Genomic DNA, 17,530 nt, shown 5'->3' on the forward strand with positions numbered 1-17,530 from the left:
CATATTGAAGACATCAGGAGCCAGATATAAGCAAGGAAGTAAATATGAATTTAATTAGATTAAAAGAACTATCATTGATGAGTAATGCGGTTTTAACACCTCAATTAAACAATTGGCCATGTATACAATCACCAAATTTAGAAGATACTGATTGTCAGAAGCATAGAGATAGTTTTTCCGAACAATCTGATAAAAAATTTCATAAAGAATGGCGAAAACAACAAAAGAAAATACTTAAAAATATTCCGAGTAATGCTGTTTTACTCAGCATTAAAGAGATGGTGTAGTTAGATACGAGACAAGTTTATAAAGATATAAATTACAAGGATAAGCTGTTAGCTAAATAACTTTACGTAGGTACACTTGTTAGTCATAACTTATTCTAGAGATATTAATAATAAGCAAATTACATAAGGTAAGACAAACAAATAGAAAATAATAAAAAGGGCAATTCTGTAGAGGTAATTTTTATGGTTAATCTTCATCAGAAATCACTTTTTGATGTTCTGACTCAACATCAAGCTTATCTATATCGAGCATCTTCAAGATCGGTCAATGAACTTCTTAATTTGTTTAATTCCGAAACAGTTAACATGCTTACTAAACTAAGTAACCTGTTAGATGAGCTAAATGAAAAGGAAAAAACCGCATTGGCGGGTGGGCTTTACTCAACAGCTACATTAAAAGAGATACGTGCACTGATTTCTCAGTGGTTTAATACTACTAACAATATGCTCATTGAAACTTTTACCATCTCTGCTGTGGCATTGGCTGTCTATGAAGCCAAATATATGTCAAAAGTTTTTGGTGGCAAACATAAAGAATTAAAAGGTGAACAGCTCTATAAAGCTGCTAAACGTGTTCCTTTAGCAGGTGGAGCATTGGTGGATGAGTTACTTTCTACAATTGCAGAGGTCGCCCGTCAAAGAGTGGAGTATGCAATTCGGGATGGCCTCAATACTGGAGCGACGAATCAACAAATTATTCAAAGGATTCTAGGGACTAAACGCCTTAAATATGAAGATGGACTACTAAATAGCTCTAAGATTGATATTGAGCGAACTGTGCGTACGATTCGAAGTCATATATCCAATCAGGCTTATTTAAACAGCTATAAACAGTTAAAGTTTGAATATGTTAGATTTGTAAGTGTGCTTGATGGTAGAACCTCAAAAGTATGTGCAGCCCTTGATAGTAGTGTGTGGAATATCAATGATCCTACAAAAAAAGTTCCGCCTTTGCATCCTCATTGCCGCAGTATTTTAGTTCCAACTCATGAAGATGGTCAGCTAGTCGGCAGCCGAGCCTTCATTATGGATGAGAGAAAATTTAGGGATATTCCTAAAAATGAACGTGAACAATTAATTGGCCAATTAGATGCAAATATGTCATTTAAAGAGTTTTTTAAACTAACAGATGATTTTTTTCAAAAAGAGTGGTTAGGGCCTAAAAGATATCAACTATATAAAGAAGGGCAATTTGACTTTAATAAGTTTTTTGACCCAGAAGGACGGTTATATACACTTGAGGAGCTTAAAGAACTTGATGAGCGAGCTTTTAAAGTATTGGGATTGTGAGAGAGAGAGTAGAAGTACTAGAAATAGGATTTTTATCTTGAACAACTTTTTTAGTTTTAACTAAATACACACACTTAAACAATTAGTTGAAAAAAGTTTCAATAATCTAGCCAGATAGCATGTTAAGTTTTTCTCAATCATAAAAATTTAGAAAGGATCAAAACATGAAATTTTCCTACCAAGATCTTGCTGGAAATAATATTGAAGTGGAATGTGAAAGTTATATTCATATTCCATCAGGAACAGCTGTAAAATCTACAGAAGCCGGCAATTACCATATTACTGAAAATTTCAGCTTCTATAAAAAAACTCAAGCTGATTCTGTGCCCATCTATCGATTTGCTATTGATCGTAATTCTAATGTTTTTAATAGCGATGAACTGCCAGCATTAGCTCAAATTGGTAAAGATTGGAAAAGTTTAGACTAGTCTTTAACTCAGCATAAAGCCCTCAGTCGAGGGTTTTATAATGTACCTTAAATGAGTTATTTCTTTTTAAATACAAGCGTTAAGCCTATTAAAATCGCAATCATGCCTATTAAGCCTGCAAGCGGCAACTTGTTTTTTAAAATTAAAAAATCTAAAAGTGCAGTAACAACAGGGACTAAATAAAATAGGCTTGTTACATTTACAAGATTGCCCTGATTTAGAAGATGGTAAAGTAAAAGTTGAGCAACCACAGAAATTAAAATTCCAAGAAATAACACCGAAATAATGAGTTGTGAATTCCACGTTATTTCAAAATGTTCAAATGGAACTATAAATAAACAAACTAGAAGGCTAACTACATATTGGAGCGGTAAAACATCTGTAGGGGCTTGTTGAATGTTTTTTTGCATGATGGCACCAAAAGTGATACAGATCAGTGCTGCTAAAGCAAAGAATATTCCGATTGGAGCGATAAAAGACATAGTTAAGCTTTTCCACACTAAAAGGATGAGTCCGGCTAAAGCAATCAATAGACCTAATAATTTCTCTTTTTGTAAATTCTTTTCTAAAAGACAAAGCGTCAAGATTGGCTGTATTCCCATGATTGTGGCCATTAAACCAGGAGTGACTCCGTGAGCCATGGCTTTAAAATAACAAATTGAATAACCTGCAATAATCAGTAGTCCAGTTAATAAAACTTGCTTTCGAGTTCCATGCTTAGGTAAAAGTCTTTTTCTAAAAATAGCAATTAAGAACAGAACAAACAAAGCTGTGGCAAAACGCAGAATTAATAATGCTATAGGTGAGGCACTGTCGAGCCCCCATCGAGTAAAAATCGCAGCACTTCCCCACAGTAAAACGAAAGTGGATGTCGCACTTTGTGACGCAAGCAACTGTTTATTTAGGCGCATAAAACCTCCTCCTAGTGCGTAATACCTAAGAAATACGAAGTGATAAAATGGTTATTAAGGACAGTGATTAACGAGTTATTCAGTTGTTAATCAATTCATCGTTAGGGGCGTTTAAAAATGAACTGTTTTAACTTTTTATAAGTTCAGTATGAGAGAAGCAATAAATAAAGAAAAGCGCATAATTCTTTTATATACTATTTGAAAATCGAATAGATAAATTCTAATGACTTTAAAAAATTTACAGATTGATTGGCTAAAGTGTTTTGTCACCGTAGTAGATACAGGCTCGTTATCAAACGCAGCACCAGAGTTATATCGGTCACAGTCAGCTGTTAGCATGCAACTAAAAAAACTTGAAGAAGCTCTACATTGCCAACTTTTAATACGAACACACCGACAAATTGAATTAACGTCTCAAGGACAGCTACTTTTAGGTTATGCGCGCCGTATTCTTGACTTACATACAGAAGCCCAAATGGCATTTCACGGAGATGAGCTGAAGGGGCGTATACGCCTTGGGGTGCCCGATGATTATGCAGCGAAATATTTAACACCTGTACTTAAGCGTTTTGCTCCACGTTATGGAGGTGTTGAAATTGAATTAATTTGTGAGCAGTCTACTTCGTTAATACCACGGGTAGAAACTGGGGATATAGACTTGGCATTAATTTCGAGAGATAATGCTCGTCAAGGAACACTTTTATTTCATGAACCAATGGTGTGGGTAGGCTCTCCACAGTTTGAACTCTGGCGAGAAGATCCACTCCCAATTGCAGTTTATGAAAGTACTAGTCAAGCCAAAAAGAGCGCTATTAATTCATTGGCCTTACAGGGACGCCGTTATCGGGTGGTATACAACAGTTCAAGTTTAGCTGGTCAAATTGCAGCGGTGGAAAGTGGTTTAGCAATTGCCGTGTTCACACAGTGTAGTGCACCTGAGCATTTAACTATTTTAAGTGCTGATCATGGCGTAGGGCCATTAGAACCTATGGAGGTCGCTGTTTACCGAAGCAGGGCATCTTTGGAGTCTAAAGCTGTAGATCACTTATATGACTTACTCATTAAAACGCTCAGGCATTCAGTTAATATTTAATTTAAGTTTATGTTAGGTGCTGGGCTTTGAACTTGGTGAGTTAAATTCTAAATGGGCACTTAACGTTAAAACTAATTAGTTTTACATTCTTGCGCTAAATCTACAAAAAAGCCTAAAAACTTATGCTGATCGTAAAACTAATAAAAAGTATTTATTAACTCATCAATGTGAACAATTCATGAGGTAAAACATGACAAAAATTATAGCGACCTTGGGTTTAGCCGCCTTTATTTCTTTGAGTGTGAGTGCTTGCCAAGGTGAAAACGACACAAAACAGCAAGATAAAACCACAACTCCTCATTCAATGGATAAAGATTCATAATCTAGTTGAATGCTCAAAGCCCATCGTAAGATGGGTTTTTTTATAACTTTTTATTTTTGTCTTAAAGTGTGATTTGTAACTCAAAATATTTATTTTTAATGGCGCCGTTCAAAATATGTTGACTAATACACTTGGTTTTAAATATATTTAAATTCGACACTAATTATTTTAAATAGAACTCTATATTTAAAGTAAATTGGTTCAAATATCCTCAGATCAGAAATTTAACCTTTAAGTTTGATTATAAAAATATTAACTAATCAAGGAGGTAGGTATGGACGCTAAATTTCATTCTGAAAATGAATATGGTTTTATTTTAAATATATTGAACAACTATGTTGTTATAAAGAAGACATTAAAAGAGGATCATTATCCTTATGATTCATTCGGTTATCTTCTTGCTCTTTATCAACCACTAAAAGTCTATATCCCTCAGCTTCCACATCCAAAAATTTATATTGAGGTTGGTGGAATTTCTTATGACAGAATGATTGTCATGCAAACCGAGGATGAGGCAGAAGCCATAAATATTTTATTGAGTTTAGGACAACTTGTTGCCTAACAATGAAGTGATATTTTAATGCTGAGTTTAATTTACTTAAGAAAAAGCTTTCTTAAGTAAATTCACGAAAAAATAAAGGCCATAAAATAGTTGTTGGAAAAGAGAACTTAAAGAAATTTTTTAATGTTACTATTTATTATCATTAAACAAAGAACTTAATAAGATACAAAAAGCCACAAAAGCTAAATCTATAACTTTAAAAGAATTTGTTTATATAACTAAGAATATTAAAAAGTAGGTAATCGTCATGAAAAAAATACTTTTAACAGCATTGGCTGGATTTGCTTTATTAGGAAGTAGTGCTGTGATAGCTAAACCAGATGCTGCTTTATTAAACGAAGCAACAAAAAATGTAGTCACAGTGTCCAAAGTAAAAACTTTGGCTGATGAATCTGGAGTAACTTTAACTGGTACGATCGTAAAGCATATTGCTGGGGATCATTTTGAGTTAAAAGACGCTACGGGTTCAATCATAATTGATATCGATGATGACTTATGGAAACCTCTCGAACTAAAAGCAGGTGATAAAGTACGTGTTGTTGGTGAGGTAGATAAGCATAGAGTTAAGCCTACCGATATTGAAGTTTTCCAAATTGAGCGTGTTGAATAAAAGCTGATATTTTAAAAACCAATGAAAAAGAAAACTCCTATTTTTAGGAGTTTTCTTTTGAAGATAGTAAGTTTTTATTATTGCATCGCATTAAAAGCCTCATGGTATTTGACATTCGCTTTTGGAATATTGCCCGAGAAAGTTAGAGCCTGAAAATACTCACTCGGTACATCAGGCAAAATCAGCTCAGGATAATTTTTAAAACCAAATCGGCTGTAATAGCGTGGATCACCTAATAGAACGCATCCTTGTGCTCCGAATTGCTTTAACTTTTCTAGTGATTCCTTCATCAGAAGGGAACCAATACCATATCCTTGTTTATCTGGGTGAACTGAAATAGGGCCTAAACCATACCAACCTATTTCACCTGAGCTAATTTCAACTGGAGAAATAGCAATATGTCCAATAATAGAGCTATCTTCAACTGCCACTAGAGAAATGGTGAGTTGTCCGTGATCTCTTAGACTATTAACAATAAAATGCTCGGTATGACTTGTATGCTCAGCATTTTGAAAAGCTGCTTTTGTCAATTTTTCAATGGCTTCAATATCTTCGGCTTGCTCATCACGAATAATAATATTCATTAAAAATTCTTCCAGACTTATAGATTATCCATATACTTTAACTTTTAAATAATTATTGAAAAGAAAGATAATTAAGATTTCTAAGATACTTTATTTGTTACTGGTTATAAAAAGCAACTACTACTCATCAAAATCATACATAAAGTAAAATTTTATAAAAATTATTTTTAATATAATCACTTTAAAATAATTTTGAGGGTCAATAAGTTGAGAAAAATCATTAAAACATTATTACTATCTACGCTTATTTCAGCTACTTCGTTCACTATCTATGCCAAAAATAATGAGCAAAAAGTTAATTTTTTACAAAGTTCACCACATACCATTTTAACTGGAAAATTTCAGGGCTACGATGATGTAAGGTATAGAGTTTATGCAAAAAAAGGCCAAATATTAAAATTTGATATCAATAGTCTGGGGAATTTAGCCTACATAAATATTTTTGCACCTGGTAAAAAACCAGGTAAAGATAATGCACTATTGATTGGCTCAACTATAGGTTTTAAAGGAGAGCTTACTTTACCAGTTGACGGTGACTATATTATTCAAGTTTATCAAATGCGTAATAGTGCTCGTAAAAATAAAACTGTCAAATATACTTTAGACCTCGAGTTATTAAGCAAAGTGAAACAATAATAATTGATAAAATTTACTAGCTCTCGAGAGCTAGTAAATTTGAAAATTGGTATATTACTAACTATTACGGTAAGGAAAATGACTCATGAATGCCCGAGCTTTCAACAAACAGTTGATCGTGTGAAACGAGCAATACCGCACCTTCATAACTTTGAAGGGCATGAGCAAGCAATTCTCTAGATTCAATATCCAAATAATTTTCTGGTTCATCTAATAACAGAAGTTCAGGTGCAGGTTTTATCTGGCTAAGAGCCAATAAAGCTACTTTTAATTTTTCACCACCACTTAACTGAGACAGGAGTCGGGTACCTTTATCCCCACGAATTCGGAGTTGACCTAGCAAATTTCTCCATTCGAGTTCTGAAAGTTCATTATTCATGTGAGATAAATTTTCAATAACAGTCATTTCATCACGCAAAAAGCTAAAGTTCTGGTCGAGATAGAAACACTCTACATATAGGTGAATGCTGTCACATGGTTGATTGTTCTGTGCATGAATTGCCTTAAGTAAAGTTGATTTTCCAATACCATTTTTTCCTGTTATATGAATTTTTTGAGCTGCTTGTACAGCTAGATCGATGGGTTTTTGAGTACCATGTTTCAGTTTCAATTTTTTAATCCGCAGAATTTCACCAGATTTCTTATGAAAAGACGGGAAGAAAAACTGTTGAGGTTTAACCGTTTCGAGAAGCAATTTCTTATCTTTTAAATCATTTTGACTGTTCGAAATCTGACGTTGGTGTTGAGACTGTATAGCAGCAATGCTTTGGCCTGCTTGTTCCTTTTTAAAGTCGAGCAAAATCTTGGCTTGAGAATTTGATTCTCTTAATTTATTGCCAGCACGCTCTCGTTTTTGAGCTTTCATTAATACATCATGTTGCTTTTGCTTCATGTGCTTAACTTCACGTTGGCTCTGTTGAATAGATTGCTCTAGAGCTGCAATATTGGTTTGATACTGCCCATAAAATTTTTCATAGTTTCCGGTGGTGTGATGTAGACCATGTTCATTTAAATGATAAATATGGTTGGCTTCATTTAATAAAATCCGATCATGACTAATGATAAGACTACCTGCCAGGTGTTTTTTTAAATGATCGATTAACCATTGTCTAGATTCCTGATCTAGATGATTACTAGGCTCATCAAGTAATAGATAGTGATCTGATTTTAAAAATAAACAGCTTAGAGCCAATTTGGTTTTTTGACCTTCACTTAAATTTTTAACTGGGAAATCTAAATCTGTTGGTAGACCAGCAGATTCTAAGAGGTTGTTCCATAAAGTGGGCAGGTCCCATTTACCTTCCAATAAATCATAATCATCGAAGTCGGCATTACCTTGTTCAACTCTTTTAAAAGCATCGTAAATATCTAAGATATCTAAGGCTTCAGCAATCGTCAGTGCTGTCAAACGATGCAATTGAGGTAAATACGCATGTTTTACATGCCAGGATATTTGCCCTGATGTAACAACTGAATCTAATGCAAGCGTCTCATTTAAAAATTGCATAAGCAAAGATTTGCCTTGGCCATTACGACCAATTAGGGCAGATACCTGATTCGATTCAAGACTAAAATTTAGATGCTTAAACATTACCTTTGAAGGGAACTCTAAGGTAAGTTGCGATATTACACATGCCTGCTGAGTCATAAAAAACCTCATAAATACAGGATGTACAAAATAGGAAAAGTAGTTTTAAGCAGAGACGTTAAATCACAAAAAATAGTCTATTTTGCACATCAAAAAAAAGAAAAATTGATGAGAAAAAAGACTTACTTCATTGGCGTGACTCACGAAATTGGAAGAATAAGAAACTATTCTAGCTGGGTTTTTGATTAGTGTAAAATTTATGCAATCTATTTTATTAAAAAACCCAATCGTTGGATTGGGTTTTTTGCATCTAAAAAGTTTATTCTTTTACAACCAATACCTGAATTTTGGTACTGTTTAAAACATCTTGAGCAAAACTACCCAGAATAAGTTTTTGGAAGCCTTTACGACCATGAGAGCCAATCACAATCAAATCAGAACCTAAGTCTTCTACAGCTTTCAAAATACCGTCTGAAGAGATTTCACCTTGGATGATTTGAGTTTCAGCATCAATACCTTCTTCAGCACATAAAGCTTTTACTTTAGCGAGTGTTTTTTCTGCATTTGCTCGTGCTTCAACAAAATAATCTTTTACAACAGGTGAGATGTAATAAAAATCTACACCGCTAAAAGGATCTACCGCAACTAAGCTAATAGCGGTCAATTTGCTCCCAAATGCTTTTGCAATATGAGCTGCTTGTCTTGCTGCCGCTAAAGAAATTTCCGAACCATCGACTGGTACAATAATATGTTGGTAATTCATAATGTTATTCCTCTTATTTACAGTTGTTATATGTATGAAGCATTTATTAATTAAAGATTAACATATTTCATTCACGGTAAACATCTATTCAGTCATAGGAAAGAAAAATTAAATAAATTTTTTTAAATCATATATTTGTATTTATTTTTTATTGATTGAGATGGCGTTTAGGTGGCATTGCTAAAAAATCGATAATATTTACATGAAAATTACAAAAAATTACTGTTCATATTTCTGTCACAAAGAAGCCGTATAACAAAATAGTAAATTAAAGGGGGACTAAGGAAGATGGCAGATTTAACAGCAAAGAAAGTCAATAAACTCATTGAAGAATTCCGTCAAACAGGTAACGAACCCCAAAAGTTAATTATTGGTTACAAAACGTATGCTAGACTGATGACTGAAGATAAATTTTCAGAAAAAGTTGTACCTTCACTAGAAGATTCAAAAGAACGCTTATATAAAAACCTAAAAATTAAACTTGTGACTGAAAAGCATTACTTTGAAATCAAATAAAAGTTATGTGAATTCCATCACTGTTTATTAAACTAAAGTAACATTAAATAAGTTTAATAACATGATTATTGTATGAAGATACAAATTAATAGTGTAATCAACATTTGAAAACAGCAATCGTTTATAAACTCGATAGAATAAATTGCTTTTATTTTAAGTAGTGGAATAAATTGAAATGCCAACATTCAGTGTAATTATATTTTATATTTTAGCTATATTAGGCACACTAGCTATTATTGGTGGAGTAATCAGTTTAAGTATTTTTTTAATTATTATTGGGTTAGGTCTGTTATTTGCAGCACTTTTATTAAAAAAAGAGTTTAAAATAGATGTTTTATTTTGGAAATAAATATAATGTTTATTTGCAATTTAATCTATTTATAAAATTATTTGAATATAACTGACATAAAAAAATGTCAGTTTTAAAAGTTAAATTATTTTTTATCCTAATAGAATATTTAATAGCCATTATTTGATCAAAATAATTACAAAAAAATATCTGATTAGAATATTTTAATTTCATTTAAGTATTTAAAAATAAAAAAGTTTCATTTAGGATAAAAGTAAAGTAGTAAGACCATTTTAGCTATTAAACAATAACAAAGTGAGGTAGGCATGACTTATAAGTATGAGTATGCAGGGTTCTGGTTAAGATTTGGCGCAATGATTATTGATAGTCTTATTCTTTGTTTAGCAATTATTCCAGCCGCATGGATTTTTTATCGGGGAGATTACGACCTAGTATTTGCTACAGGCTTAAGTAGTAAGCCACAAAATTATTGGTTTGATCTGATTGTGAACTACGCATTTCCTTTCTTGTATTCAGTTTTATGTTGGTTGTATTTTGCAGGTACACCCGGCAAACGTTTGATGCGATTAAAAGTTTTAGATGAAAAAACAGGTAATAAGCTCACAGTCATGCAGAGCATTATTCGATATATTGGCTATATTCCATCAATTTTAGTACTTGGTATTGGTCTTTTTTGGGTGGCATTTGATGCTAAAAAACAAGGCTGGCATGACAAAATGGCGAAGTCAGTTGTAGTGAGAGAGCTATAAGAAATAAGATAAAAAAGCGTTCATAGCATTGAAAATAGGGACTATGAATGCTTTTTTATTAACTTTTTTTGACTTTAAGTTTTAAAATAAAATATACAACAACACCTACAATAAGTCCCCAAAAGGCCGATCCGATACCGAAAAATTGAATGCCCGAAGCACTACATAAAAAGGTAAATAATGCAGCTTCACGATCTTCAACCTGAGCAAATGCGATTGCAATGTTGTGGCTGATCGTACCAAATAATGCAATGCCAGCTAAAGCTACAATAAAGATATGTGGAAAAGACATGAGTAAGCTTGTCAGTGTCGCAGCAAACAAGCCCATTAAAATGTAGAAAAAACCACAGCTCATACCTGCAATATATCGTTTATTTGGGTCAGGATGAACTTGGTCATCTAAGCTTACAGCCGCACTAATTGCAGCAATATTTACGCTATAACAACCAAAAGGTGCAAGCACAACTTGGGTTAAACCCGTCCAGCCAATCAGTTGGTTAACATGCGGTTTATAGCCATAACTCTTAATCATGGCAATTCCGGGTAAATATTGCGAAGCCATGCTAATCACAAAAAGTGGTAGAGCTAAGCCCAAAAGTGCTGACCAGCTAAATTCAGGACTAATCCAAACAGGTTTAGCCAAAGACCACTGAAGTGTAGGCATACGAAATTCTAAAAAGACAGGGCATAGGGCAATACCCGCAAGTGCTGTGAATACAATGCTATAACGCGGCCATAATCTTTTTGTAATTATATAAATGACCAGTAAAGATAAAACGAATTCCCAATCATTTTGCAAACTGGCGAACAGGGAAATACCAAATTTGAGTAAAACACCTGCAAGCATGGCACTGGTTAAGCTTTGGGGAATATATGAAAGTGCTTTTTGAAATATACCTGAAAAGCCTAAAATAGCAGTCAGTAAACCACCCACTAAAAAAGCACCAATCGCTTCATTTAAGCTATATCCACTACCTGTTGCCATAATTAAAGCAAGACCAGCGGTTGACCACGCCGTCGCTACAGGATATTTAAATTTCCAAGAAAGAATGAGTCCTGATAAGCCAATACCCAAACCCAAAGCCCAAAACCATGAAGTGATTTGTTCAGGTGAAGCACCTAAAGCTTGAGCCGCCTGAATCACTAAAACGGCCGAAACACTAATACCAATGAGAAATGTAATAAAACCAGCAAATACTGCTGGAATTGAAAAATCTTGAAGAATTTTTTGCATGATACGTGTTCTAAATCCAAGAAAAATTAATAGGCTTCTGCCATTGCTTCCAGTTGGGGTGAATTTAACAATTTTTTTTAAGAAGGTGCTTTCTATTTTTAGGTTAAAAAATAAATAATCTTTTTAAATTATTAAATAATGCTATTATTTATTTCATAAATAACAATGGATCAAGAATATTATTTTATGGATGATAAGGCTGAAAATTTGACCCTATTAGAACTGAAAATTATGCGTGCCTTACAGGAAAATGGGCGTTTAAGTAATGCTGAATTGGCAAAACTTGTAGGTATTAGTACATCATCTTGTTGGAATCATACTCAGCGTCTTTTTAAGATTGGAGCAATCTTAGATGTCCGGGCTCGGATCAATCCCAATACGGTTCAACGTGGTACTGTGGTGTTAGTTGGTGTGGTTTTGGATCGTTCAACTCCTGACAGCTTTCAAGCATTTGAACAAGCGTCGGGTGATTTGGAAAATGTTTTAGAGTGTTATCTGGTGGCGGGAGAAGTCGATTATTTTCTAAAAATTCGTGTTAAAGATTTAGCAGCGTTTAACCGATTTCATAGTGAAAAGATTATTGCCTTACCTGGAGTAAGACAAGTCAGAACTTTTTTTGTACTTAATGAAGTTAAAACAGATGGCATGCTGGACTTTTAGCAGTTCATGATTTTTTAACTTTCTAATGTAAAAGCTTATTAGAGTAAAAATAATTAAATCGTTGAGGTTGCTAGTTTTAAACCAAATCCGAAAAATAGAATTCCTACTAAAAAGATTCCACTTGCTGCAATTTTATGGTTTTCTTTAAAAAATGCCGAGAGTTTAATTCCAGAGAAGATTAGTGCAGTTAAATAACTAAAGCTAATGATCTGTAAAATAATCGCTAAAATTAAAAAGCTCAGAGCAGGATAAGCATAATCTGGCTCAACAAATTGAACAAAGAAAGAGAGGAAAAATAAAATCGCTTTAGGATTGAGTAAACTAATACTGAGAGCTGTTTTATAAGGATGAATTTTATCTAAAGCGGGTAAATCAGCCATTTCTGGTTGAGTTTGATTGCGTTGTTTCCAGCGTTGAATACTGCCTTGTAACAGTTTAAAGCCTAAGTAAGAAAGATAAAGTGCACCTGTTAATTTAAGAATGACAAATACCCATGGGAATGCCTTAAGTAGAGAAGCAGCTCCGAGTACTGTACATAGCATTAAAATAAGGTCACCGGTGAAAATACCGAATGCACCCATATATCCGGTTTTAATCCCGTAGCGCGAAGCGATTGACATCACATAAAGAGAATTGGGTCCGGGCAATAACACAATTAGGAATGTACCAATAATATATGTTGTTAAATCTGTTATGCCGAACACGAGAAACCCAATAAAAAACCGATTTTTATCATGATAACAAAAATCGGCAATTTTGTATGAAAAGTGCAGTTTTTTAAGATTTTATTTCCGCATCAATTCCAAAAGACTGACGTAACAAAAGGCTTAATTGGTCACGTGCTTTAATAAAGCCATCAACACCACCTTGTAAAAGCTGGAATGCCATTAAGTCATGGTTAAGTTCATCTTTAAAACTTTGCTCATCTTGAGCTGGTCTAACAATCGCTTCTGCTTGTTTTGCTTGAGATGCATCAAGGGCCGCATCAACTGTACGGTTATCTTGCTCAAGCTGGGTAAGTAAGCTTGGCGAGATCGTCAGTAAATCACATCCAGCAAGGCCAAGCACTTGATCGATACTACGGAAGCTCGCACCCATCACTTGAGTTGGAATATTTTGTTGTTTGTAATAGGTATAGATTTTCTTAACTGAAACTACGCCTGGATCTTTTTCGATTGGATAAGCGTCTACACCTTCAGCTTTTTTGTACCAGTCTAAGATACGGCCTACAAATGGTGAGATTAAAGTCACTTTTGCATCTGCACACGCTTGGGCTTGATGTAAACCGAAAAGGAGAGTGAGGTTACAAGCAATTCCTTCAGCTTCGAGCACTTTGGCAGCTTGGATACCTTCCCAAGTCGATGCAATTTTAATCAGAATACGTGACTGATCAATCCCATAACCTTTGTAAAGTTCACATAATTCATGCGCTTTTTTAATGGTCGCTTCAGTATCATATGAAAGTGCTGCATCGACTTCTGTAGAAACACGGCCTTCAATCAGTTTTAAAATTTCTACACCAAATTTTACGGTTAAAATATCAATGGTTCTTTCGATTAACTCATCGTTGCTATAGCCTTCTTCTTTGGCTTGATAATAAGCATCTTCAATGAGCTCTTTGCTTTCTGGTTGTTCTGCTGCTGCTGTAATCAATGAAGGATTAGTCGTTGCGTCTAATGGACGGAATTTACGAATTGCATCAAGGTCACTACTGTCGGCAACAACGGTCGTTAATGTTTTTAATTGGTCAAGTGCTGTATGAGTCATTGATATTCAACATCTTCAATAATAAATCTTATCCTTTCTTTATAGCACAAAGTCTATTCATGCTGTCGATATATCAATTGTTATATTTCAAAGAAAAACGTTTAGGTTCTGCATCAAATTTGAAATATTTTTAAGGCAGTGGTTGCATTCGTTGCTTACGGATATGTTCAATCAAAAATCTAGCAGCGGCACCAAGCTCACTTTCTCGGCTCCATACCAAATCAACATAATATTCAAATCGGGGAGTGAAATCTAATAAATCCAATACTTTAAGTTTATTTTTTAATTCAGGATTTTCTTTAAACATTTCTTGAGGAAGAACACCCCAACCCAAATTGCGCAAGATCATTAAACAAGCAGAGTGGTGGTTATCTGTACGCCAGTAATGTTTTGAAAATAATAATTCGGGTTTTAAAGTCTCATCTCGGCTTGCAACTACAATTTGTCGTGTAGTAAGGATCTGCTCATAAGAAACCTGATTTTGGCTTGCGAGAGGATGGTTGTTTGAAATAACCGGAATTAGAGCCTCACGTTTTAGCTCTACGAATTGTTCTCTGTTATCTAGATGCTCACGTTCAAACATGAGTGCAAGTTGGGCCGACCCATCTAATAACATTTGGAGTGCATCTTCTTGAGGGGCAGACACAATATTAATTTGTAAGTCTGGAAAACGACTCTCTAAAAGACAAATATAGTCGGTCCAATTAGTGTGTAAAAGTTCAGACACAATCACAATAGTTAAATTAGCTTCCAAACCTGTACTTAACGCGTGAGCATGCTGTTTCCATTGATTCATCTCAATCAAAAGCTGAGAGGTCTTTTCATATAAAACCCGTGCTTCGTCAGTAGGGACGGGTTCGCGGCCTTTACGGTCAAATAAAGTTAAGTCTAGATCAATTTCTAAATTAGCAATAGACATGCTTACAGCCGAAGGAACTTTGCCAAGTTTACGGGCTGCTGCAGAAAAAGAGCCGGTCTCAATCACGGCTTGAAACATGAGTAGTTGTTCTTGATTAATATTCATCTGTCAAAAAAACTGAAAGAACCTGATTGGATTAATCAATATTATAAAAATAAAATGCACATTATCCAAGTTATTATTGAGTATTTAAAAATGTTGATTTCCAAGAGAAGACTCATTCATGCAATCAGTTATGAAGGAATTTTATTGGTCATCATTGCGATTGCATTAAGTTTTATTTTTGATATGCCAATGGATGTAACCGGTACACTCGGTGTGTTTATGGCAGTGGTTTCAGTTTTCTGGAACATGATTTTTAACCACTATTTTGAAAAAATAGAGCATAAATATAATTGGGAAAGAACGATTCCTGTGCGGATTTTACATGCGATTGGTTTTGAAGGTGGTTTGCTGATTGCAACTGTACCAATGATTGCATATATGCTTCAGATGAGTGTCATTGATGCACTTATTTTAGATATTGGTTTAACCTTATGTATTTTGGTTTATACCTTTATTTTCCAGTGGTGTTACGACCATATCGAAGATAAGTTTTTCCCAGATGCCAAAGCTGCATCACTTCATTAAGCTAATCTATTGAAATGAAATAAGCACCCATTTGGGTGCTTATTTTGTTAGATCGTTATAGAAATTATTTTTCTACAATCGCAACCACACCTTCACCACCTGCTGTACAGATAGAGATTAATGCGCGGCCTGAACCTTTTTGATTAATCAATTTAGCAGCAGTTGCTAAGATACGACCACCAGTTGCAGCAAATGGATGGCCTGCACCTAAAGATGAACCATTTACGTTCAGTTTAGAACGGTCAATTGAACCCAAAGGTGCATCTAAACCAAGACGCTCTTTACAGAATTTTTCATCTTCCCAAGCTTTCAAAGTAGATAACACTTGAGATGCGAATGCTTCATGGATTTCGTAGAAATCGAAGTCTTGAAGTTTAATGTTTGCACGCTTAAGCATGCGAGGCACCGCATAAGCAGGGGCCATTAACAAACCTTCTTTAGGACCGCTCTTACCAATGAAGTCAACAGCTGCTGTCTCAGAGAAAGAAAGGTAAGCTAAAACTTCATGACCGTTTTCTTTTGCCCATTCTTCAGAAGCAAGCAATACCACAGAAGCGCCATCAGTCAACGGAGTTGAGTTACCTGCTGTCATTGTTGCAGTTTCGCCTTTACCGAAAACTGGCTTCAATTTAGCAAGTTTTTCAACTGTGCTGTCTGCGCGTAAGTTGTTGTCACGGTTAAGACCTAAGAATGGAGTCATTAAGTCATCAAAGAAACCACGTTCATAAGCAGCAGCAAGTTTTTGATGGCTGCTAGCAGCTAACTCATCTTGTGCTTCGCGAGTGATACCCCATTCTAAAGCAGTGATGGCTTGGTGCTCACCCATTGAAAGGCCAGTACGTGGTTCACCATTGCTTGGTGCATCAAGAAGCTTTTTAAAATCAATTTTTGTTAAAGCTTTAAGACGGTCTTTACCCGTTTTAGCTACATTGAGTTCAAGTAAAACTTTACGTAAGCCATCACCTACAGCAATCGGCGCGTCAGAAGTGGTGTCTACGCCACCAGCAATACCTACATCGATTTGACCAAGTGCAATTTTGTTTGCAACAACAAAAGCTGCTTGTAAACCTGTACCACAAGCAATTTGAATGTCATAAGCAGGGGTTTCAGGAGCAAGATCTGTGCTTAATACAACTTCACGAGTCATATTAAAGTCACGGCTGTGTTTTAAAACAGCACCAGCAACGACTTCACCAATACGCTTACCTTGTAAGTTAAAGCGTTCAACCAAACCATTCAATGCTGCTGTCAGCATGTCAGAATTTGACGCTTTGAAATAAGCAGTATTTGAACGTGCAAATGGAATACGGTTGCCACCAATAATTGCAACGCGGCGAACAGTGTTTTGGCTCATGGTTTTATCCTGTTGAACAGAAGTTTTGGTTTTTGTTGCTTTTGTTGCTGCAGCTACATTTGAAGATGTAGAAGTAGTTGCTGTAGCCGTGCTCTTAGTGCGAGGGCTACGTGCAGGTGCAGTCGTTGAACGAGTACGTGTCGTTTTTGATGTATTAGCTGCTGCTTTAGGAGTAGTGCTGTTACGCTTAGCCGTGTTAGAAGCCGACTTTGATGTATTTGACACTTTTTCCTGAGCAGAATTCTCGACTGCTGGATTTTCTTGAGTTGTTTTGCTCATAAGGCTTTTCCAAGCATAATAACGATATTCTTGTAAGC

22 protein-coding genes and 1 pseudogene are annotated in these 17,530 nt (G+C 35.0%); 14 read left to right on the top strand and 9 right to left on the bottom strand.

The window, feature by feature from the left end; genetic code table 11:
• Positions 1 to 44: 44 nt before the first annotated feature.
• From AC52J8_RS07175 to AC52J8_RS07185, 3 genes are all read left to right on the top strand, one after another.
• Positions 45 to 287 (top strand): hypothetical protein, encoded by a 243-nt coding sequence (locus AC52J8_RS07175; protein ID WP_140157910.1) that lies wholly within the window; start codon positions 45 to 47, stop codon positions 285 to 287.
• 183 nt (positions 288 to 470) lie between these two features.
• Positions 471 to 1,577, top strand: coding sequence for a minor capsid protein (locus tag AC52J8_RS07180; RefSeq protein ID WP_086399536.1), 1,107 nt, complete (start codon positions 471 to 473; stop codon positions 1,575 to 1,577).
• 164 nt (positions 1,578 to 1,741) lie between these two features.
• Positions 1,742 to 2,005 carry a hypothetical protein gene (locus AC52J8_RS07185; RefSeq protein WP_032005906.1) on the top strand — a complete coding sequence of 88 codons (264 nt, stop codon included), beginning with the start codon at positions 1,742 to 1,744 and terminating at the stop codon, positions 2,003 to 2,005.
• A 56-nt stretch (positions 2,006 to 2,061) separates the two neighbouring features.
• On the opposite strand, the gene AC52J8_RS07190 is transcribed toward AC52J8_RS07185, so the two are convergent.
• On the bottom strand, positions 2,062 to 2,916 hold the full coding sequence (locus AC52J8_RS07190; protein WP_086399535.1) for a DMT family transporter: 855 nt from the start codon (positions 2,914 to 2,916) through the stop codon (positions 2,062 to 2,064).
• A 223-nt stretch (positions 2,917 to 3,139) separates the two neighbouring features.
• Here AC52J8_RS07190 and AC52J8_RS07195 point away from each other — a divergent pair, with 223 nt between their 5' ends.
• The 4 genes from AC52J8_RS07195 (at position 3,140) to AC52J8_RS07210 (ending at position 5,503) form a co-directional block, all read left to right on the top strand.
• Positions 3,140 to 4,009 carry a LysR family transcriptional regulator gene (locus AC52J8_RS07195; RefSeq protein ID WP_086399534.1) on the top strand — a complete coding sequence of 290 codons (870 nt, stop codon included), beginning with the start codon at positions 3,140 to 3,142 and terminating at the stop codon, positions 4,007 to 4,009.
• A 190-nt stretch (positions 4,010 to 4,199) separates the two neighbouring features.
• Positions 4,200 to 4,331, top strand: a complete 132-nt coding sequence (locus AC52J8_RS07200; protein WP_002114618.1) for a hypothetical protein — start codon at positions 4,200 to 4,202, stop codon at positions 4,329 to 4,331.
• Between the two features lie 274 nt (positions 4,332 to 4,605).
• Positions 4,606 to 4,893 carry a hypothetical protein gene (locus AC52J8_RS07205; RefSeq protein ID WP_086399533.1) on the top strand — a complete coding sequence of 96 codons (288 nt, stop codon included), beginning with the start codon at positions 4,606 to 4,608 and terminating at the stop codon, positions 4,891 to 4,893.
• Positions 4,894 to 5,140: 247 nt separating this feature from the next.
• Positions 5,141 to 5,503, top strand: a complete 363-nt coding sequence (locus AC52J8_RS07210) for a NirD/YgiW/YdeI family stress tolerance protein (protein WP_086399532.1) — start codon at positions 5,141 to 5,143, stop codon at positions 5,501 to 5,503.
• A gap of 77 nt (positions 5,504 to 5,580) precedes the next feature.
• Here the strand turns inward: AC52J8_RS07210 and AC52J8_RS07215 are convergent, their stop codons facing one another.
• Entirely contained in the window at positions 5,581 to 6,087 is a 507-nt protein-coding gene (locus AC52J8_RS07215) for a GNAT family N-acetyltransferase (protein ID WP_086399531.1), read from the bottom strand.
• Positions 6,088 to 6,171: 84 nt separating this feature from the next.
• Here AC52J8_RS07215 and AC52J8_RS07220 point away from each other — a divergent pair.
• A pseudogene (locus AC52J8_RS07220) lies at positions 6,172 to 6,258 on the top strand (hypothetical protein); the annotation flags it as partial.
• 36 nt (positions 6,259 to 6,294) lie between these two features.
• On the top strand, positions 6,295 to 6,723 hold the full coding sequence (locus AC52J8_RS07225; RefSeq protein WP_002115181.1) for a hypothetical protein: 429 nt from the start codon (positions 6,295 to 6,297) through the stop codon (positions 6,721 to 6,723).
• Between the two features lie 64 nt (positions 6,724 to 6,787).
• Here the strand turns inward: AC52J8_RS07225 and AC52J8_RS07230 are convergent, their stop codons facing one another.
• Both AC52J8_RS07230 and AC52J8_RS07235 read right to left on the bottom strand, forming a co-directional pair.
• Complete coding sequence (locus AC52J8_RS07230) at positions 6,788 to 8,371, bottom strand: ATP-binding cassette domain-containing protein (RefSeq protein WP_197738987.1); 1,584 nt, start codon at positions 8,369 to 8,371, stop codon at positions 6,788 to 6,790.
• Positions 8,372 to 8,630: 259 nt separating this feature from the next.
• Positions 8,631 to 9,074, bottom strand: a complete 444-nt coding sequence (locus AC52J8_RS07235) for a universal stress protein (protein ID WP_002115225.1) — start codon at positions 9,072 to 9,074, stop codon at positions 8,631 to 8,633.
• Between the two features lie 288 nt (positions 9,075 to 9,362).
• Between AC52J8_RS07235 and AC52J8_RS07240 the strand changes: the two genes are divergently transcribed.
• The 3 genes from AC52J8_RS07240 (at position 9,363) to AC52J8_RS07250 (ending at position 10,649) form a co-directional block, all read left to right on the top strand.
• A complete protein-coding gene (locus tag AC52J8_RS07240) occupies positions 9,363 to 9,590 on the top strand; it encodes a hypothetical protein (RefSeq protein ID WP_086399530.1) in 228 nt (75 codons plus the stop codon).
• 175 nt (positions 9,591 to 9,765) lie between these two features.
• On the top strand, positions 9,766 to 9,939 hold the full coding sequence (locus AC52J8_RS07245; protein ID WP_086399529.1) for a hypothetical protein: 174 nt from the start codon (positions 9,766 to 9,768) through the stop codon (positions 9,937 to 9,939).
• Positions 9,940 to 10,205: 266 nt separating this feature from the next.
• A complete protein-coding gene (locus AC52J8_RS07250; protein WP_086399528.1) occupies positions 10,206 to 10,649 on the top strand; it encodes an RDD family protein in 444 nt (147 codons plus the stop codon).
• Between the two features lie 58 nt (positions 10,650 to 10,707).
• Here the strand turns inward: AC52J8_RS07250 and AC52J8_RS07255 are convergent, their stop codons facing one another.
• Entirely contained in the window at positions 10,708 to 11,883 is a 1,176-nt protein-coding gene (locus AC52J8_RS07255; protein ID WP_086399527.1) for a benzoate/H(+) symporter BenE family transporter, read from the bottom strand.
• Positions 11,884 to 12,069: 186 nt separating this feature from the next.
• On the opposite strand from AC52J8_RS07255, the gene AC52J8_RS07260 reads away from it, so the two are divergent.
• Complete coding sequence (locus AC52J8_RS07260; protein ID WP_197738988.1) at positions 12,070 to 12,543, top strand: Lrp/AsnC family transcriptional regulator; 474 nt, start codon at positions 12,070 to 12,072, stop codon at positions 12,541 to 12,543.
• Between the two features lie 53 nt (positions 12,544 to 12,596).
• Here the strand turns inward: AC52J8_RS07260 and leuE are convergent, their stop codons facing one another.
• From leuE to aceR, 3 genes are all read right to left on the bottom strand, one after another.
• Positions 12,597 to 13,247, bottom strand: a complete 651-nt coding sequence (leuE, locus tag AC52J8_RS07265; protein WP_025466057.1) for a leucine efflux protein LeuE — start codon at positions 13,245 to 13,247, stop codon at positions 12,597 to 12,599.
• Positions 13,248 to 13,320: 73 nt separating this feature from the next.
• Complete coding sequence (gene tal / locus AC52J8_RS07270) at positions 13,321 to 14,310, bottom strand: transaldolase (protein ID WP_046813038.1); 990 nt, start codon at positions 14,308 to 14,310, stop codon at positions 13,321 to 13,323.
• Between the two features lie 130 nt (positions 14,311 to 14,440).
• The gene (aceR, locus tag AC52J8_RS07275; protein WP_057070414.1) at positions 14,441 to 15,334 is read right to left on the bottom strand and encodes an HTH-type transcriptional regulator AceR; all 894 of its coding nucleotides are present in this window, start codon (positions 15,332 to 15,334) and stop codon (positions 14,441 to 14,443) included.
• A 90-nt stretch (positions 15,335 to 15,424) separates the two neighbouring features.
• Between aceR and aceI the strand changes: the two genes are divergently transcribed.
• A complete protein-coding gene (gene aceI / locus AC52J8_RS07280) occupies positions 15,425 to 15,859 on the top strand; it encodes a chlorhexidine efflux PACE transporter AceI (RefSeq protein WP_002115172.1) in 435 nt (144 codons plus the stop codon).
• A gap of 64 nt (positions 15,860 to 15,923) precedes the next feature.
• On the opposite strand, the gene AC52J8_RS07285 is transcribed toward aceI, so the two are convergent.
• Positions 15,924 to 17,492, bottom strand: a complete 1,569-nt coding sequence (locus AC52J8_RS07285) for an acetyl-CoA C-acetyltransferase (protein ID WP_496538903.1) — start codon at positions 17,490 to 17,492, stop codon at positions 15,924 to 15,926.
• Between the last annotated feature and the right edge of the window lie 38 nt (positions 17,493 to 17,530).

The sequence above is a fragment of the Acinetobacter sp. S-1 genome (assembly GCF_059579785.1).

Excerpts from the sequence above, each read along its gene's own strand:
- AC52J8_RS07175 (WP_140157910.1), top strand. The coding sequence starts at position 45 with ATGAATTTAATTAGATTAAAAGAACTATCATTGATGAGTAATGCGGTT.
- AC52J8_RS07180 (WP_086399536.1), top strand. The coding sequence starts at position 471 with ATGGTTAATCTTCATCAGAAATCACTTTTTGATGTTCTGACTCAACAT.
- AC52J8_RS07185 (WP_032005906.1), top strand. The coding sequence starts at position 1,742 with ATGAAATTTTCCTACCAAGATCTTGCTGGAAATAATATTGAAGTGGAA.
- AC52J8_RS07190 (WP_086399535.1), bottom strand. The coding sequence starts at position 2,916 with ATGCGCCTAAATAAACAGTTGCTTGCGTCACAAAGTGCGACATCCACT.
- AC52J8_RS07195 (WP_086399534.1), top strand. The coding sequence starts at position 3,140 with ATGACTTTAAAAAATTTACAGATTGATTGGCTAAAGTGTTTTGTCACC.
- AC52J8_RS07200 (WP_002114618.1), top strand. The coding sequence starts at position 4,200 with ATGACAAAAATTATAGCGACCTTGGGTTTAGCCGCCTTTATTTCTTTG.
- AC52J8_RS07205 (WP_086399533.1), top strand. The coding sequence starts at position 4,606 with ATGGACGCTAAATTTCATTCTGAAAATGAATATGGTTTTATTTTAAAT.
- AC52J8_RS07210 (WP_086399532.1), top strand. The coding sequence starts at position 5,141 with ATGAAAAAAATACTTTTAACAGCATTGGCTGGATTTGCTTTATTAGGA.
- AC52J8_RS07215 (WP_086399531.1), bottom strand. The coding sequence starts at position 6,087 with ATGAATATTATTATTCGTGATGAGCAAGCCGAAGATATTGAAGCCATT.
- AC52J8_RS07230 (WP_197738987.1), bottom strand. The coding sequence starts at position 8,371 with ATGACTCAGCAGGCATGTGTAATATCGCAACTTACCTTAGAGTTCCCT.
- AC52J8_RS07235 (WP_002115225.1), bottom strand. The coding sequence starts at position 9,074 with ATGAATTACCAACATATTATTGTACCAGTCGATGGTTCGGAAATTTCT.
- AC52J8_RS07240 (WP_086399530.1), top strand. The coding sequence starts at position 9,363 with ATGGCAGATTTAACAGCAAAGAAAGTCAATAAACTCATTGAAGAATTC.
- AC52J8_RS07245 (WP_086399529.1), top strand. The coding sequence starts at position 9,766 with ATGCCAACATTCAGTGTAATTATATTTTATATTTTAGCTATATTAGGC.
- AC52J8_RS07250 (WP_086399528.1), top strand. The coding sequence starts at position 10,206 with ATGACTTATAAGTATGAGTATGCAGGGTTCTGGTTAAGATTTGGCGCA.
- AC52J8_RS07255 (WP_086399527.1), bottom strand. The coding sequence starts at position 11,883 with ATGCAAAAAATTCTTCAAGATTTTTCAATTCCAGCAGTATTTGCTGGT.
- AC52J8_RS07260 (WP_197738988.1), top strand. The coding sequence starts at position 12,070 with ATGGATGATAAGGCTGAAAATTTGACCCTATTAGAACTGAAAATTATG.
- tal (WP_046813038.1), bottom strand. The coding sequence starts at position 14,310 with ATGACTCATACAGCACTTGACCAATTAAAAACATTAACGACCGTTGTT.
- aceR (WP_057070414.1), bottom strand. The coding sequence starts at position 15,334 with ATGAATATTAATCAAGAACAACTACTCATGTTTCAAGCCGTGATTGAG.
- aceI (WP_002115172.1), top strand. The coding sequence starts at position 15,425 with ATGTTGATTTCCAAGAGAAGACTCATTCATGCAATCAGTTATGAAGGA.
- AC52J8_RS07285 (WP_496538903.1), bottom strand. The coding sequence starts at position 17,492 with ATGAGCAAAACAACTCAAGAAAATCCAGCAGTCGAGAATTCTGCTCAG.